This window comes from Halomonas sp. BC04 (assembly GCF_000568385.1).
Window position 1 is genome coordinate 1 of sequence record NZ_AZQX01000369.1, and the last position, 14,613, is coordinate 14,613.

At 63.5% G+C, this 14,613-nt stretch carries 13 protein-coding genes, 7 tRNA genes and 2 pseudogenes; 13 read left to right on the top strand and 9 right to left on the bottom strand.

Annotation, left to right across the window (positions count from 1 at the left end; all coding sequences use genetic code 11):
• Positions 1–754 (top strand): DUF3410 domain-containing protein (locus Q427_RS24835; RefSeq protein WP_043518030.1); only part of this gene is annotated, 754 nt, incomplete at its 5' end.
• Positions 755–825: 71 nt separating this feature from the next.
• Here the strand turns inward: Q427_RS24835 and htpX are convergent.
• The 4 genes from htpX to msrB form a co-directional block, all read right to left on the bottom strand.
• Positions 826–1,725: a protease HtpX gene (htpX, locus tag Q427_RS24840; protein ID WP_043518032.1), complete on the bottom strand. Its 900-nt coding sequence runs from the start codon at positions 1,723–1,725 to the stop codon at positions 826–828.
• Positions 1,726–1,881: 156 nt separating this feature from the next.
• Positions 1,882–3,114 carry a pyridoxal phosphate-dependent aminotransferase gene (locus Q427_RS24845; RefSeq protein ID WP_043518033.1) on the bottom strand — a complete coding sequence of 411 codons (1,233 nt, stop codon included), beginning with the start codon at positions 3,112–3,114 and terminating at the stop codon, positions 1,882–1,884.
• A gap of 68 nt (positions 3,115–3,182) precedes the next feature.
• Complete coding sequence (gene ylqF, locus Q427_RS24850) at positions 3,183–4,154, bottom strand: ribosome biogenesis GTPase YlqF (RefSeq protein WP_043518036.1); 972 nt, start codon at positions 4,152–4,154, stop codon at positions 3,183–3,185.
• Positions 4,155–4,245: 91 nt separating this feature from the next.
• Positions 4,246–4,647, bottom strand: coding sequence for a peptide-methionine (R)-S-oxide reductase MsrB (gene msrB, locus Q427_RS24855; RefSeq protein WP_043518038.1), 402 nt, complete (start codon positions 4,645–4,647; stop codon positions 4,246–4,248).
• Between the two features lie 185 nt (positions 4,648–4,832).
• Here msrB and Q427_RS24860 point away from each other — a divergent pair.
• The 12 genes and pseudogenes from Q427_RS24860 to Q427_RS24915 all read left to right on the top strand — a co-directional run bounded on the left by Q427_RS24860 (position 4,833) and on the right by Q427_RS24915 (position 9,637).
• A tRNA-Glu gene (locus Q427_RS24860) sits at positions 4,833–4,908 on the top strand.
• A 24-nt stretch (positions 4,909–4,932) separates the two neighbouring features.
• Positions 4,933–5,007, top strand: a tRNA-Gly gene (locus Q427_RS24865).
• A gap of 103 nt (positions 5,008–5,110) precedes the next feature.
• Positions 5,111–5,186 (top strand) — tRNA-Glu (locus Q427_RS24870).
• A 42-nt stretch (positions 5,187–5,228) separates the two neighbouring features.
• Positions 5,229–5,303, top strand: a tRNA-Gly gene (locus tag Q427_RS24875).
• Positions 5,304–5,307: 4 nt separating this feature from the next.
• Positions 5,308–5,383: transfer RNA gene (locus Q427_RS24880), tRNA-Glu, on the top strand.
• 32 nt (positions 5,384–5,415) lie between these two features.
• Positions 5,416–5,490 (top strand) — tRNA-Gly (locus Q427_RS24885).
• 222 nt (positions 5,491–5,712) lie between these two features.
• The gene (locus Q427_RS24890; RefSeq protein ID WP_043518039.1) at positions 5,713–6,675 is read left to right on the top strand and encodes an ABC transporter ATP-binding protein; all 963 of its coding nucleotides are present in this window, start codon (positions 5,713–5,715) and stop codon (positions 6,673–6,675) included.
• Positions 6,672–7,444: pseudogene (locus Q427_RS24895) on the top strand (ABC transporter permease). Before Q427_RS24890 ends, Q427_RS24895 begins: the two are co-directional and overlap by 4 nt.
• A 4-nt stretch (positions 7,445–7,448) precedes the next feature.
• The gene (gene queF / locus Q427_RS24900; protein WP_043518041.1) at positions 7,449–8,279 is read left to right on the top strand and encodes an NADPH-dependent 7-cyano-7-deazaguanine reductase QueF; all 831 of its coding nucleotides are present in this window, start codon (positions 7,449–7,451) and stop codon (positions 8,277–8,279) included.
• Positions 8,280–8,363: 84 nt separating this feature from the next.
• Complete coding sequence (locus Q427_RS24905; RefSeq protein WP_043510406.1) at positions 8,364–8,924, top strand: nitroreductase family protein; 561 nt, start codon at positions 8,364–8,366, stop codon at positions 8,922–8,924.
• Positions 8,925–8,937: 13 nt separating this feature from the next.
• Positions 8,938–9,453 (top strand): YiiD C-terminal domain-containing protein, encoded by a 516-nt coding sequence (locus Q427_RS24910; RefSeq protein ID WP_043518043.1) that lies wholly within the window; start codon positions 8,938–8,940, stop codon positions 9,451–9,453.
• A gap of 96 nt (positions 9,454–9,549) precedes the next feature.
• Positions 9,550–9,637, top strand: a tRNA-Ser gene (locus tag Q427_RS24915).
• A gap of 93 nt (positions 9,638–9,730) precedes the next feature.
• Here Q427_RS24915 and Q427_RS24920 read toward each other — a convergent pair.
• The 5 genes and pseudogenes from Q427_RS24920 to Q427_RS34830 all read right to left on the bottom strand — a co-directional run.
• On the bottom strand, positions 9,731–10,897 hold the full coding sequence (locus Q427_RS24920; RefSeq protein WP_043518045.1) for an Arm DNA-binding domain-containing protein: 1,167 nt from the start codon (positions 10,895–10,897) through the stop codon (positions 9,731–9,733).
• Between the two features lie 852 nt (positions 10,898–11,749).
• On the bottom strand, positions 11,750–11,971 hold the full coding sequence (locus tag Q427_RS24930; protein WP_043518049.1) for a TraR/DksA family transcriptional regulator: 222 nt from the start codon (positions 11,969–11,971) through the stop codon (positions 11,750–11,752).
• A gap of 3 nt (positions 11,972–11,974) precedes the next feature.
• Positions 11,975–12,697 (bottom strand): phage antirepressor KilAC domain-containing protein, encoded by a 723-nt coding sequence (locus Q427_RS34825; protein WP_231613910.1) that lies wholly within the window; start codon positions 12,695–12,697, stop codon positions 11,975–11,977.
• A 28-nt stretch (positions 12,698–12,725) separates the two neighbouring features.
• Positions 12,726–13,994, bottom strand: a complete 1,269-nt coding sequence (locus Q427_RS24945; protein WP_231613911.1) for a hypothetical protein — start codon at positions 13,992–13,994, stop codon at positions 12,726–12,728.
• Positions 13,898–14,613, bottom strand: a pseudogene (locus Q427_RS34830) (hypothetical protein); the annotation flags it as partial. The gene Q427_RS24945 and the pseudogene Q427_RS34830, both read right to left, overlap by 97 nt.

Consider the following 14,613-nt stretch of genomic DNA (forward strand, 5'->3'; position numbering starts at 1 on the left):
CCTGGTGGCCATGGGCATCGAATGCCTGGCCTGCGATCCCCCCAGGCCGAGCGGGAAGGTGTGGAGCGAGAAGGGGAGCGACACTTCGTGCGACCTCGACACCCTGATCGATGAGTGCGACGTGCTGTGCCTGCACACGCCGCTGGTGCGCGAGGGGCCCCATGCCACCCATCATCTGCTCGATGCCCAGCGGATAGCGCGGCTCGAGCCGGGAACGGTACTGCTCAATGCCGGGCGTGGTGACTGCGTGGATGGCCTGGCCCTGCGCCAACGCCTGTCCGGGCCGGGCGATATCAGTGCGGTGTTGGACGTCTGGGAATCGGAGCCGGGGATCGAGGCCGCGCTGCGTGACCTGGTCAACCTGGCGACACCGCATATCGCCGGCCACAGCCTCGATGGCAAGCTGCGCGGCACCCATCAGGTCTATGAGGCGCTGTCCCGCTACCTGGGGCTGCCGGTGCGGGTGACGCTGGATGCGCTGCTGCCGGCACCACCGCTGCCCAGGCTGGTGCTGGATGGCGGCCTAGCACCCGAGGATGCGCTGAGGCGCTGCCTGCGTGTGGTCTACGATGTGCGCCGTGACCACGATGCGCTGTATCGTGAGTCGCGCCGGCGCGGCATGGCCGCCGGCTTCGATGCCTGCCGGACTGATTATCCGCTGCGGCGTGAGTTTGCCACCCTCGAGGTCGAGCTGCGCGAAGGTGCCAGGGAACTGGCCCCGCTGCTCAAGGGCATGGGCTGTCGCGTGGTCTGATAGCGTGGCTTGATAAAACGCAGAAAGCCCGCCATGGCGGGCTTTCTTGCTTGCTACGGGGGAGCCGGCGGTTAGCGGTAGGCCGCTTCCTTCAGCGCACGAATGCGGTCGTCCAATGGGGGGTGGCTTGCGAACATCCGCTCCATCAGCGACTTGGTCTGGCCCTTGGTGATGGCCATGGCACGCAGGGTGTCCGGCATCTGATCGGGCATCTGGGTTTCGGCCTTGAGCCGGGCCAGGGCGCTGATCATGGCGGCGGAGCCGGCGAGTTGCGCACCGGCGGCGTCGGCACGGTATTCGCGGAAGCGTGAGAACCAGGCGACGATGGCCGAGGCGATGATGCCGAAGACGATCTCGGCGACGATCACCACCGCGAAGTAGCCCATGAAGCCCAGCCCCGCGCCATCGGTGCGGCTCTTCAGGAAGCTGTCCACCAGGTGGGCCACCACACGGGCGAAGAACATCACGAAGGTGTTCACCACCCCCTGGATCAGCGCCAGGGTGACCATGTCACCATTGGCCACATGGCCGATCTCATGAGCCAGCACTGCGCGCACCTCTTCGGGGCGCATGCGGTTGAGCAGGCCGGCGGAAACCGCCACCAGGGCATCGTTCTTGTTCCAGCCCGTGGCGAAGGCGTTCGACTGCTGGGCCGGGAAGATGCCCACTTCCGGCGTTTTGATGCCGGCGTCGCGTGACAGTTCGGCGACGGTATCGAGCAGCCACTTCTCGGTGGCATTGCTTGGCGTCTCGATGATCACCGTGCCGGTGGAGCGTTTGGCCATCCACTTGGAGATGAACAGCGAGATCATCGAGCCGGCCATGCCGACGATGAAGCAGAAGATCAGCAGGGCGTTGAAGTTGATGCCCTGGCCACGCAGGTAGCCTTCTACCCCCAGCAGGCGCAGCGTGATGCTGGCGACAACGATGACCGCCAGGTTGGTGCCCAGGAAGAGCAGGATTCTCATCATCGTTCGGAAACTCCGGTCGTTATCCAGGATAGGTGGGCCGCGATGCCTGCGGCCGGAACAGGCTGTTGTTTAGATACGGCCGGTTACTCCGGGTTTCAAGTCCACCCCGAAATAATGACCCTGTAGGGAGCGCCAGGCTACGGTTATTGGCGCTGGTTATTGGCGATAGCGCGACAGGAAGCGCTCGAAGCGATCCAGGGCATCGCCCAACTGGTCGGCCCAGGGCAGCGTGACAATACGCACGTGATCCGGCTCGGGCCAGTTGAAGGCGGTACCCTGTACCAGCAGGATCTTCTCCTGCAGCAGCAGATCCAGCACCAGCTTCTGGTCGTCCTGGATGGGATAGACCTTGGGGTCGAGCCGCGGGAAGGCGTAGAGCGCGCCCTTGGCCTTGGTGCAGGACACGCCGGGGATGGCGTTCAGCTTTTCATAGGTAATATCGCGCTGGGCCAGCAGACGTCCGCCGGGCAGGATCAGGTCATTGATCGACTGATAGCCGCCCAGGGCCGTCTGGATGGCGTGCTGGGCCGGCACGTTGGCGCACAGGCGCATGGAGGCCAGCATGTTGACGCCCTGGATATAGTCCTGGGCACGCTGCATGGCCACGCTGCCGGAGAGCGTCATCCAGCCGGAACGAAAACCGGCGCAGCGGTAGCTCTTCGACAGGCCGTTCATGGTCACCACCAGCTGATCCTCGTCGGCCAGGGCGCCGGTGGAGACGTGCTCGGCGTCGTCGTAGAGGATCTTGTCGTAGATCTCATCGGAAAAGACCACCAGGTCGTGCTGGCGCGCGACCTCGAGCAGTTCGCGCACGACTGCTGGCGGATAGACAGCTCCGGTGGGATTGTTCGGATTGATGATCACGATGGCCCGGGTATGGCTCGTCACCTTGGCTCGCACGTCGTCGACATCCGGTGCCCAGTCGGCTTGTTCGTCGCAGCGGTAGTGCACGGCACGGCCGCCGGAGAGGTTGGCGGCGGCGGTCCACAGCGGATAGTCGGGGGCCGGTATCAGTACTTCGTCACCGTCATTGAGCAGTGCCTGCAGGGCCATCACGATCAGCTCGGAGACGCCGTTGCCGATGAAGATGTCCTCGATGCCGACGCCGGGAATCTCCTTGCGCTGGCACTCCTGCATGATCGCCTTGCGGGCCGAGTAGAGTCCCTTGGAGTCGCAGTAGCCCTGGGCCGTGGGCAGGTTGCGCATCACGTCCTGGAGGATCTCCTCCGGCGCCTCGAAGCCGAACGGCGCCGGGTTGCCGATATTGAGCTTGAGGATGCGCTGGCCTTCGTCTTCCAGCCGCTTGGCATGCTCGAGTACCGGGCCGCGGATGTCGTAGCAGACGTTGTCGAGCTTGTGTGATTTCCTGAAAAGGGAGGGCGTGTCCATGAGGTGTCCGAATTCCAGTGGTGTCCAGTGGCAGCCCAAGCGGTCAGGTCGTCGGGCAGCGCTGTTGATTATGCGGGCTCGCTGTCGTCGCCGCTATCGTTATCCCGCGCGGCCGCTTCCGAGGAGGGAGGCAGCGGAATGTCGTCCGGGGTCTCCAGGGTCAGGCGCCCCAGCTTGCCATCGCGCAGCTCGTGGAGCAGCACCTCGGCACCGCGATGCAGGTCGACCTCGCCGCCGGCACGCAGCCCGCCGCGGCGACTGGCGATGTCACGCAGGATGGCRTGGCCGTCGAAGCCGGCCAAAGCCAGSAGGTCGACCCGCTGGGGGCCGTCGGCCTCRACCCGGTCGGCGTCGGGATTAGGTGCGTAGCCGGGCAGCTCGACGAGCTTGTAGCGGGCCCTGAGTGCTTCGGGGTAGCGCCTGGCCAACTCGGCGGCGGTGACCACGGCAACGTCGATATAGTCGATGGCGGTGTCGCGAATGGCGCCGCTGGCGGCCAGTCGATAGGCGCTGGCCTGGTCCTCGATCTTGGGCCACAGCACCCCGGGGGTATCGATCAGCGCCACCCGACCGGTGATGCGCACCTTCTGCTGGCGCTTGGTCACGGCGGGTTCGTTGCCGGTCTTGGCGATGCTGCGCCCGGCCAGGCCGTTGATCAGGGTCGATTTACCCACATTGGGTATGCCCATGACCATGACCCGAACATCGCGGTCGGCGCGGATGTGGCCGGCCAGCTCATGGCACAGCTTGGGGATGCGCTTCAGCTCTCGGACATTGGTGGTGGTCACGGCCAGGGCGCGGGTTTCGGGCTGGGCATCGAAGTAGGCAACCCATTCGCGGGTGCGCTCCGGGTCGGCGAGGTCGGCCCGCGACAGGATCTTCAGCACCGGCGTGTGGCGGGTGAGGCCGGCCAGCATGGGGTTGGCGCTGGAGTAGGGCAGGCGGGCGTCGAGGACCTCGATCGCTACGTCAATCTCCGGCAGCGCCTCCTGGATCTGGCGGCGCGCCTTGTTCATGTGTCCCGGATACCAGCCGAGCATTGCACCACTCCCGCAAACCGATGGAAAAAGGCCGCCCATCATAGCAGAAGGGCGGCCACGGCTGTGCAGGCTAGAAGCCTGGCGGCGAGACTTACTCTCCCGGATGAAAGCTGATCGCCACGGAGTTGATGCAGTAGCGCAGCCCGGTGGACTCCGGTGGGCCATCGGGGAAAACATGGCCCAGGTGGGCGTCGCAATGGGAGCAGACCACCTCTGTGCGCTGCATACCGTGGGTACCGTCCAGCCTCTCCTCCACGGCGGCCTTGCCCAGCGGTCGGTCGAAGCTCGGCCAGCCACAGCCAGCATCGAACTTGTGTTCATTCTCGAACAGCGGTGCATGACAGCAGACACAGTGGTAGATGCCGTGCTCGTCGCTGACCTGGTGGTCGCCGGAAAAGGGCGGTTCCGTGCCTTTTTGCCGGGTCACACGATATTGCTCGGGGCTGAGCTGGGTGCGCCATTCAGCATCGCTTTTCTCGATCTTCTTGCGCATGGCATCTCTCCTCCTGGGGGCGGTGCTTTCCATCATGCCATCCATTGCGGATCTGGCCTTCATGCTTACCATGAGACAACGGATGGGCCTGGGATTTCCATCCCCGGGGCGTCCAAGGTCGACGGTTGACAGCCCCGAGGCGCTTGAGTAAGATTCGCGCCACCTCGTTGAAGCGAGACGGCTGCGTCCCATTCGTCTAGTGGTCCAGGACACCGCCCTTTCACGGCGGGAACAGGGGTTCGAACCCCCTATGGGACGCCACTCGTTTTCTACAGGTTGCGGAGTGCGGGAATAGCTCAGTGGTAGAGCATCGCCTTGCCAAGGCGAGGGTCGGGAGTTCGAATCTCCTTTCCCGCTCCAATTCCTGCTTCGGCAGGTGAGCAGGTCAAGGTGAGGGTCGGGAGCTGGTGCGCCAGTCCGATCGATCTCCTTTCCCGCTCCAAAGTAATATGGAAGTCATTGCGTCCCATTCGTCTAGTGGTCCAGGACACCGCCCTTTCACGGCGGGAACAGGGGTTCGAACCCCCTATGGGACGCCACTCTTCCAGAAAGTATTATCGATAGCTTAGACTGTCAGACAAGCGGGAATAGCTCAGTGGTAGAGCATCGCCTTGCCAAGGCGAGGGTCGGGAGTTCGAATCTCCTTTCCCGCTCCAGTTCGTCCCATTCGTCTAGTGGCCTAGGACACCGCCCTTTCACGGCGGGAACAGGGGTTCGAACCCCCTATGGGACGCCATACAGTCCGATCTATCCAGGCGGTTGCAATCAGCGGGAATAGCTCAGTGGTAGAGCATCGCCTTGCCAAGGCGAGGGTCGGGAGTTCGAATCTCCTTTCCCGCTCCAGTTTCTTCTCAGTCCCCAAGATGCCAAGGCTCGGCCCGAGAGCCGGTGTGCCGGTCCAATCGATCTCCTTTCCCGCTCCAGTTTCTTCTCAATCCCCCATTAAAATTCGATTACCTTGCCCAAGGCGAGGGAATTCTGCGTTTTTGTCGAGTTTGACTTGAAAAATTCCTTCGCGCCCTAATGTCTTTGACTCGCTTTCCCATCCCAACGCAAGGACGTCTCATGGCCGAACCGGCGCTGTCGATTCGTGGCCTGACCAAGGTCTACGGCAACGGCTTTCACGCCCTGAAGGGCATCGATCTCGACGTCGAGCAGGGCGACTTCTTTGCCATGCTGGGCCCCAACGGCGCCGGCAAGTCCACGACCCTCGGCATCGTCTGTTCGCTGGTGCAGAAAAGCGCCGGCAAGGTCTCGGTCTTCGGTATCGACATCGATCGCGACTTCGCCAAGGCCAAGTACCTCATGGGCGTGGTGCCGCAGGAGTTCAACTTCAACCAGTTCGAGAAGGTGATCGATATCGTGCTGGCCCAGGCGGGCTACTTCGGCATGACGCGACGGGAGGCGCTGCCCCGGGCCGAGCGGCTGCTCAGGGACCTGGGGCTCTGGGACAAGCGCAACGGCAACGCTCGCATGCTCTCCGGCGGCATGAAGCGCCGGCTGATGATCGCCCGTGCGCTGATGCACCGCCCCCAGTTGCTGATCCTCGACGAGCCCACCGCCGGGGTCGATATCGAGCTGCGGCGCAGCATGTGGGAATACCTGCGCCGCATCAACCGCGAGCAGGGCACCACCATCATTCTGACCACGCACTACCTCGAGGAAGCGGAGAGCCTCTGTCGCAACGTGGCGATCATCAACCACGGTGAGATCATCCGGAATACCAGCGTGCGCGGCCTGCTTGCCGAGCTCGATACCGAGACCTTCCTGCTAGACCTGGCCCACCCGGTGGCGGAGGCGCCGGCCATCGATGGCTTCGAGGTGCGCCAGGTGGATGCCGCCCAGCTGGCAGTGGTGGTGCATCGCGGCCAGCGCGTGAACGATATCTTCACCGCCCTGAGTGAGCGGGATATCCAGGTGGTCTCCATGCGCAACCGTGCCAATCGACTCGAGGAGATGTTCGTGACCATGGTCGAGCAGGGCAACGAGGCAAAGGCCGAGGCCGAGCGCGCGGAGGCCCGTTCATGAATGCGATCCAGACCGCTATCGCCCTCTGGACCCTGGTGCACAAGGAGATCAAGCGCTTCACGCGGATCTGGCCGCAGACGCTGCTGCCGCCCTCAATCACCATGACCATGTACTTCATCATCTTCGGCAACCTGATCGGGGCGCGCATCGGTGAGATGGATGGCTTCAGCTACATGGACTTCATCGTCCCCGGGCTGATCATGATGGCGGTGATCACCAACAGCTACTCCAACGTGGCCTCGAGCTTCTTTTCCAACAAGTTCCAGCGCTCCATCGAAGAGATGATGGTCTCGCCCATGCCCAACTGGGTGATCCTGGCTGGCTTCGTGCTCGGCGGCATGGCTCGGGGGCTGGGGGTGGGGCTGATCGTCACCATCGTGTCGCTTTTCTTCACCCGCATCAGCGTGCACATCCGTTCCTGACCATCGGGGTGGTGGTGCTGACCGCCGCGCTGTTTTCCATCGGTGGCTTCATCAATGCGCTGCTGGGCAAGAAATTCGACGACATCTCGATCGTGCCGACCTTCATCCTGACACCGCTGACTTACCTGGGTGGGGTCTTCTACTCGATCTCCCTGCTGCCGACCTTCTGGCAGGGGGTATCGATGCTCAACCCGATTCTGTATATGGTCAACGTGTTCCGCTACGGCTTCCTGGGGGTCTCCGACATTCCGGTGGGCTGGGCGCTGGTTGCTATCATCACCTTCATCGTGGTGCTGTTCGGCATCGCCCTGTGGATGTTAGAGAATGGCAAAGGCATCAGGAGTTAAGCCTATGGATCGTCCCGACACCCTCGAGCACGCTCCCCTGGGGCGCGAGTCCGCCTACCCGGAGCGCTATGACGCCGGGCTGCTCTACCCCATCCCCCGGGCCGCCAATCGGGCGCCGCTGGGCATCGAGGAGGGCAGCTTGCCCTTCGTCGGCGAGGACGAGTGGCACGCCTTCGAGGTGTCGTGGCTCAACCAGCGCGGCAAGCCCATCGTTGCCGTGGCGCGCTTCCGCCTGCCGGCAGACTCGCCGAACCTGATCGAGTCCAAGTCCTGGAAGCTCTATCTCAACAGCTTCAATCAGACCCGCTTCGATAGCCGTGAGCGGGTGGTCGAGACGCTGGAGCGCGACCTGGCCCAGGCGGCCGGCGCCGCAGTCTCGGTCGCGTTGTTCGACGTCGACGACGACGCGCTTGCCGTTCGACGCCTGCCGGGCGAGTGTCTCGATGAGCTCGACATCGATATTGCGGATTACACGCCCAGCGCCGAGCACCTGAAGGTGGCCGAGGAGATCGTCGAGGAGACGCTCTACTCCCACCTGCTGAAATCCAACTGTCCGGTGACCGGCCAGCCCGATTGGGGCAGCGTGCTGATCCGCTATCGCGGGCCCAGGCTCGACCGGGAAGGCCTGCTTCGCTACCTGATCGGCTATCGCCAGCATCAGGACTTCCATGAACACTGTGTCGAGCACATCTTCACCGACCTGATGTCCCGGGCGCGCCCCGAACGGCTGCTGGTGCTGGCGCGCTATGTACGCCGCGGCGGGCTCGATATTTCGCCCTGGCGCGCCACCCCCGGCGAGAGGCCGCCCGAGCCCCTTCGCTTGGCAAGACAATAGCGSCTGGCRCGACAATAGCGGCTTGGGTAAAGTGCTCGAACCGGCAATCGACGGGGCCTATGCGCCGCCAATGAGGAGAGCATCATGGACGCGATGACCCTGCTGCATGAACGCAGCTCCATGGGCAAGCTGATGGGGCCACCGCCTGGGCCCGAGCAGCTCGAAGCGATCTATCGGGCCGCACTGCGGGCACCCGATCACAAGGAGCTGCGCCCCTGGCGCTTCATCGAGTTTTCAGGGGAGGGCCTGGACCGGCTGGGTGAGCTGTTCGCCGAGGCGGAGTTCCGCGAGGACCCGGAGGTCGGCGATGCGGCCCTGGATGCCGTGCGCAAGAAGCCACGCCGGGCCCCGATGATCATTGCCGTGGTCGCGAAGGTGACACCGGATATTCCCAAGGTGCCCAAGATCGAGCAGGTGCTCTCGGCCGGCTGTGCCGGCCACGCCATCCTGCTGGCGGCCCACGCCCTGGGACTGGGCGCCATGTGGCGCAGCGGCAAGTACGCCTTCGACCCCACCGTGCGCAAGGGGCTCGGCCTGGATGAAGAAGATGAACTGATCGCCTTCATCTACCTGGGCCAACTGGCAGGGCGCCACAGGCCCCTTCCCGAGCACCGTCTCAGCGACTTCGTCGAGCGCTGGACCTAGGAAGAGAATAAGTATGCGCGAGATCGGCATTCCCCACCCGCGACTGCCACTGCCCGATTCCGGCCAGCAAGACGATCCGGCGGACTTTCTGGCCTGGCTCGCCGAAGCGATCCCCATGGTCGAGCATCTGGGCATTCGCGAGATGCGTTGGGAAGGGGCAGGGGCAGGAGAACGGCTGGTGTGGGAGCTTTCGCTTGTACCCAGTCTCAATGACAAGGGCACCGGCTTCGGGGGCGCCCTGGCCGCGCAGAGCACACTGCTGGGCTGGTGCTGGACCACCCTCTGGCTGCGCGAGCGCGGGCTTGCCCGGGACGTGGTCGTGGCCGAGGCCACCCAGCGTTTCCTGGCGCCGGTGACCGGCAACTATCGCATGACCTGCGCCCCCGAGTCGCCGAAAGGTCCTGACAGCCTGTCGGAACAGCTGCAGAGCCGTGGCCGAGGGCGCATCGCCCTGGTGCAGCAGCTCTGGTCCAACGACACCCTATGCCTGGAAGCACGCGGCGATTACGCCGTGCTGCCCACCGGCTGAACCGAAAAACCGGCTTGCAAACGCGCACTTAAGCCGTTAGTATTTGCGCCGTTCTGACGTACAAGGCACAGCCGCTGGGCGTCAGGACCACAATGTGGAGGGGTGTCCGAGTGGTCGAAGGAGCACGCCTGGAAAGTGTGTAAGTCGCAAGGCTTCGAGGGTTCGAATCCCTCCCCCTCCGCCACGAATTTATGAAGGCGAATCAACATGTTACGTTGATTCGCCTTCTTCGTTTTTGGCCTTTGGGAAGGGGTTTGGGAACAAGCCTGGGAATGGGTCAGAGATCGAGGAGCTTCTCGATCATGGTTGGCACGTCCTGGCCGTCGCCGCGGATCCATTTCCCGTAGCGCTGCTGGATCATGTTGATGGTCGCGTGGCCGACATGGTTGGAGATCCAGTGCAGTGGTACCACGCCCAAGGAGAGCATCTGGCTGATGAAGGTATGGCGGCATTGGTTGGGGCCGCGGTACCGGACGCCGGCATGCTCCAGGTGGACCTTCCAGAATCGCTGCCGGATTGCGTTTTCGTAGAATGGCTTGCCGCTCATCGAGTTGAGAAATACCAGCCTTAGCTTCTCCTTCCGTACCGTGCGGTTGTCCCGATCAACGATCTCGAAGACCCGAGCGGGCAGCTTTCCGGTCAATGCGTACTGCTCCTGGAGTGCCTCGCGCGCCGGCTTCAGCAGATGGTGTACGCGGGTCGAGCGCTTGGTCTTCGTCACCTTGAAGCGGCCACGCACCACTGCACGCCGGTATCGGATGATCCCCTTTTCCACATCGAGCACATCCTCCCAGGCGAGGGCCTGAGCCTCGGAGATCCTGGGTCCGTCGTATAGCGCGAACTTGATCAAGTTGAGTTCCTGCACCCGCTTTGTCGGCGTGGTCAGGATCTTCTCGATCTCGCTCTGGGTGAACGGGTCGGGGTCCTCGTCGTCAGGGAGGCGGATGGTAATGCCCATGGTCGGGTCGAAGGCTTGCTTGTTGCGCGTGGAGTAGAGCCGGAAGGTCTGCCGCATGATGCTGACGATCTCCTTGATCGTCTTGTTGGCCAGGTTCTTGGCAAGGTCCTTCTGTATCCAGTCCTGCAGTTCGATGTGATCGATCTTGTCGGCGGCCGTACCGCCCCAGCGCGGTCGGACGTGGGTTTCTGACTTCGAAGCGATGCCGCGATAGCTTGAATAAGCCAGCTCGTTCTTCTTGATGGCCAGCCACAGGTCCAGGTAATAGCCGAAGGTACTCTCGGCTAGGCGCTTCGATTCTGGGAAATGCCTGGCGTAATCGAAGGTGCCGGCCTCGATCTCGTAGTTGATGATGGTGGCCAGGCGTCTGGCATGCTCGATATTCCGCTCGGTTGCTGTGCCTGGAATTGGCTCTCTGCAGAGTTCGCCCTGCCAACGGAAGTAGACCCGCACGGTATTGCCGCGCACCTCGATGCCGTCTGCCATGTGTTCCTCCTTACTGTACGTATGAACAGTTTAAAGGAGCCTTGTGCAAGTTGGCAGGGGTGCAAGCACCGTGGTTTCTGGTGTTATCCGTTTTTCGAAAGTGGAGCGCAGCCGTTTGTACGGAGAGCGGCTTACGCTTTGCCCATTCGACGGGCTTGCCAACGAGTGAACCGATTATAGATTTGGATGAAGGCCTCGCCAGCCTCAGGGTTGGTATCTAGCTCAGACCAGATACGTACCCCACAAGCCTTGCAAAGCCAGTCTCTCGCCTGTAACCCGTTATGACTGCCATCAGGCCATTCGTCCTCGGTCTTGCCAAATTTCTGGCGTTGTCGCCGATCAAGGTAAAGAGGGAAGTCACGCCCCTGGCACATCTTGGCCGCTAAGGTAGCCACACTATCTTCGACTCGAACGTTCGTAGGCGAGACGAACTTCATTTCATCAATGGATGGCTGGATCCGAGCCCCCAGTAGCCGCTCGAACACGGGTCGCACTTCAGGGTGGTTCAAAGCGCTATCAGGCGAAACTCGGTATGGTTCGCGTGGCATGGTTATCCCCAGTGGCTTTCCTGAAGTGGCACTATAAAGTGCGGGCTCGCCAGCGGCCATAGCGCTGGCGAATGCGCTTGAATGTGGCCGCGGCGTTGGCGTTATGGTCCAGTTCGGCTCGGCTCTGAATTCGGCAGGCGGCGCATAGCCAGTCCCGGGCGTCTTGCTCGCTGTGGGTGCCGTCGGGCAACTGGGCCTCGGTGAGGCTTTGCTTATGGCGCCGGCGACGGTCCAGGTAGAGCTGGAAGCTGGATCTTGGCAGAGCATGGCGGCCTGGCGGGCCAGTGGCCCGCCTTTTACCCGTTCAGCGCACATGGCGCTGTTTCCTTTCACGCAGCCCCTGGCATTCGATGCAAGTCGTCGCCCAGGGCGCGGCCTGGCGGCGGGCTGCCGGGATCTCCGCGCCGCAGTCCTCGCACTCGGTTTCGATGACCACCAGGTGGGCAGTCGTCTGCCGGCGGCTGGCCAGTGCTGCCGCCAGGCGGCGTTCCATCAGTTCTGTGGCGATATCTGCGTTGTCGGCCATGGTTCAGTCCTCCCCCTTTTCGATGTGCCAGAAGCGCTGCATCAGGCTGTCACCGTCGTCCAGGGTCTCGTGCAGCTCGCAGCCGGCGTAGGTGGCCCATTCGATGACGGTGAACGCGGCGCGCTGCAGGTCACGGTCGATCACACGCAGGCGAGAGGGGTCGAGCGGGAAGGCGGCCCCGTTGTAAACGGCGAGCAGGATGCGCCGGCAGTGGTGGCTCTGGCCGGTGTGGCCTTGGGCGACGTCTACCAGGCGCTGCAAGGCGGCGGGGCCGACCTGGTCGAGTTGCTCACGGCGCCGATTGGCATCGGCTTCGGCGGCGAGGATCTTGTCCATGGCCTGGCGGCTGCGTTCGTGCAGGCGTTCGGTGACGAGAGGCATGCGGGTCTTGATACCCATTTTCAGCTCCTTGCGTGGTGCGGTTGTGGTTGGGCATGGCTTGCCGCGGCTGGCGGCAAGCGGGCGAGGTCGATGCCGAGCTTGGCGGCGATGTGGTCGAGCCCGGCGTCGGTGAATTCGGTGCGGCCGTAGTGGGTCCAGCCGGCGATCGGGTGCCAGTAGGTGCCGGTGGCGACGATCACCAGGTGCACGCCGGCCGCGGTATCGGCCGGCGGGCAGGTTGTCGGGGCCGAGCACGCCGGCTTCGCGCAGGCGGCGGGCCAGGGTGTTGCGCCCCAGGTTGAGCAGCGGGGCGGCCTGGTCGAGGGTGTAGGTGCTGTGGCTCATGGCGTCGTCCCTTTCGGTCAGTCCTGTCTCATGCTTGAAATATCCAGCACTTCACGCTGGCGTTGTTCAGGCGGATCTGGCTGCGAACGGTGCGGTTGGCGTCGATGAACTTGCGGGTCTTGCTGGATCGCAGGTAACGCTTCAGCTCGCGCATCTCGGGTACGCGGAGCTTGTAGTCGGCACAGCGGCGCTCGAAGTCCTTGAGGTTGATGGCCACCTGCCCCGCGTTCTTGCCGTAGTGGTTGAGCATCGGTTCTTCCGACAGGCCTTCGAGGTACTCAAAGGCTTCCCAGAATTCCTGCACGAGCGGGTGGTCGGCGTTGATCGCCTGCTGGCGTTCGCGGGCCATCTGGCACACGTGGCCGGCCGCCATGTCGATCACCTGGGCGTCGAACAGGCCGAGCCCCTCGGGGCCCAGGCAGTCGAGCAGGGCCATCAGTTGGCCGTGACACTTGGCGATACGCAGCACCTTGATATCGGGGTCTTCGCCCAGGCGGTTGGCGTAGTCGCGGGCGCGTCTGGCGATCAGCTCGAGCAGCTGGCTTTCGCGCTGGGCGACCTCTAGGGCGAACTGGCTGACATGCTCGAGCTCGGTCTTTTCCAGGGCTTCGGCCAGTTGCTTGGTGTGGGCGTTCTGGCCCTCGCGGGTGAACATCAGGTGGCAGATACGGGTCTGGATCGCCTCGCCGGCCTGCACCGGGGCGTTCTGACTGATGACGATGGAGCCGCGAAAGGGCGGTTCGTAGGTGTCGTTGCCGCTGTTCTTCACACCCCGGGCGCGGATCGAGCGGCCGTTGAAGGCGGTCTTGAGCTCATCCCAGTCGAACTGTTTTTGCTTGGCGCCACCTTCCTGCTCGCGATCGGACTCGATCAGAACCACCGGCAGGTTCGAAACCTGGGCGAAGTTGCGGCTGCGCGCCGGCATGGTGGCCTTGCTGGGGTCGAAGCCTTCGTAGTCGCGGCGGCCCACCAGCTTCCAGAGGAACTCGATCAGCGTGGACTTGCCGGCACCGGCTTCGCCGACGATCTCCAGGAAGGGGAAGCTGCCCATGTCGCTACGGATCTGCTCGGCCAGCAGACTGCCCAGCCAGTAGGCGGTGGCCACCACGCCGCGCAGGCCGAAGGCGCCGTAGAGCTGGGCCGTCCAGTCGGTGCGGTACGCCTTGCGATCGTGGTTGAGGTGAAGGGTGACCGACTGGCTCAGGGTCTTGAGTTGCTTGCGCGGGCCCAGCTCGAAGAAGTCCTCGCTGTTGATCCTGTGCAGCTTGCCGCCGGCCACGGCCAGGTCGCCGAACACGTAGGCGCCGTGCTCCTTGCTGTAGCCGATGAAGTCGATGGTTTCGACCGTTTTGATGTTGCCGATCTGGTCCTGCAGCAGGGTGTCCAGCTGCTGGCTCGTGCCCGTCCACACCGCGCCGGGGGCGACGCCCAGTAGGCGCTTCTTGAACTCGCTGGCACTGGCCAGCTGGCCGCCGCTGAAGGTGTTCTTGACCGGGGCCCGCCGTTGGGGAATTCGACGCGGTAGTAGTACCAGCTCTCGTCGGTGACGCTGTTGGCCTGGTAGTAGAGTGCAGTGGGGTAGCAGGTGCAGATCCGCTTGACGYTGCCGGCYTGCTCSAGSGCGGCATCGCGCAGGGCCGGGTCGAGCTGCTGCTGGTCGGCGCCGTCCTCCCCCTCTGCGCGAAGCGCACGGTCGAAAGCATCGACGTCGAGCTTCCACCACCACAGCTGCCGTTTGAACTCGAACCAGCACTCGCGGCGCTCGCGGCGTTTGAATATTATCAGCGCCTTGGCCATGGCCGTGGGAGCCAGCAGCAGGTCGCCGTAATAGCGATAGGTGTCGAGGTGCTTCTCGGTCAGCTCGCCGCGCTGATGGCAGTCGTTCCAGTCGTATTTGCCGCCGCCCGGTACCTGCG

Excerpts from the sequence above, each read along its gene's own strand:
- Q427_RS24930 (WP_043518049.1), bottom strand. The coding sequence starts at position 11,971 with ATGGCCGACAACGCAGATATCGCCACAGAACTGATGGAACGCCGCCTG.
- Q427_RS24920 (WP_043518045.1), bottom strand. The coding sequence starts at position 10,897 with ATGGCAGACGGCATCGAGGTGCGCGGCAATACCGTGCGGGTCTACTTC.
- queF (WP_043518041.1), top strand. The coding sequence starts at position 7,449 with ATGGATCGTCCCGACACCCTCGAGCACGCTCCCCTGGGGCGCGAGTCC.
- Q427_RS24910 (WP_043518043.1), top strand. The coding sequence starts at position 8,938 with ATGCGCGAGATCGGCATTCCCCACCCGCGACTGCCACTGCCCGATTCC.
- htpX (WP_043518032.1), bottom strand. The coding sequence starts at position 1,725 with ATGATGAGAATCCTGCTCTTCCTGGGCACCAACCTGGCGGTCATCGTT.
- Q427_RS24905 (WP_043510406.1), top strand. The coding sequence starts at position 8,364 with ATGGACGCGATGACCCTGCTGCATGAACGCAGCTCCATGGGCAAGCTG.
- Q427_RS24845 (WP_043518033.1), bottom strand. The coding sequence starts at position 3,114 with ATGGACACGCCCTCCCTTTTCAGGAAATCACACAAGCTCGACAACGTC.
- msrB (WP_043518038.1), bottom strand. The coding sequence starts at position 4,647 with ATGCGCAAGAAGATCGAGAAAAGCGATGCTGAATGGCGCACCCAGCTC.
- Q427_RS24890 (WP_043518039.1), top strand. The coding sequence starts at position 5,713 with ATGGCCGAACCGGCGCTGTCGATTCGTGGCCTGACCAAGGTCTACGGC.
- Q427_RS34825 (WP_231613910.1), bottom strand. The coding sequence starts at position 12,697 with ATGAGCCACAGCACCTACACCCTCGACCAGGCCGCCCCGCTGCTCAAC.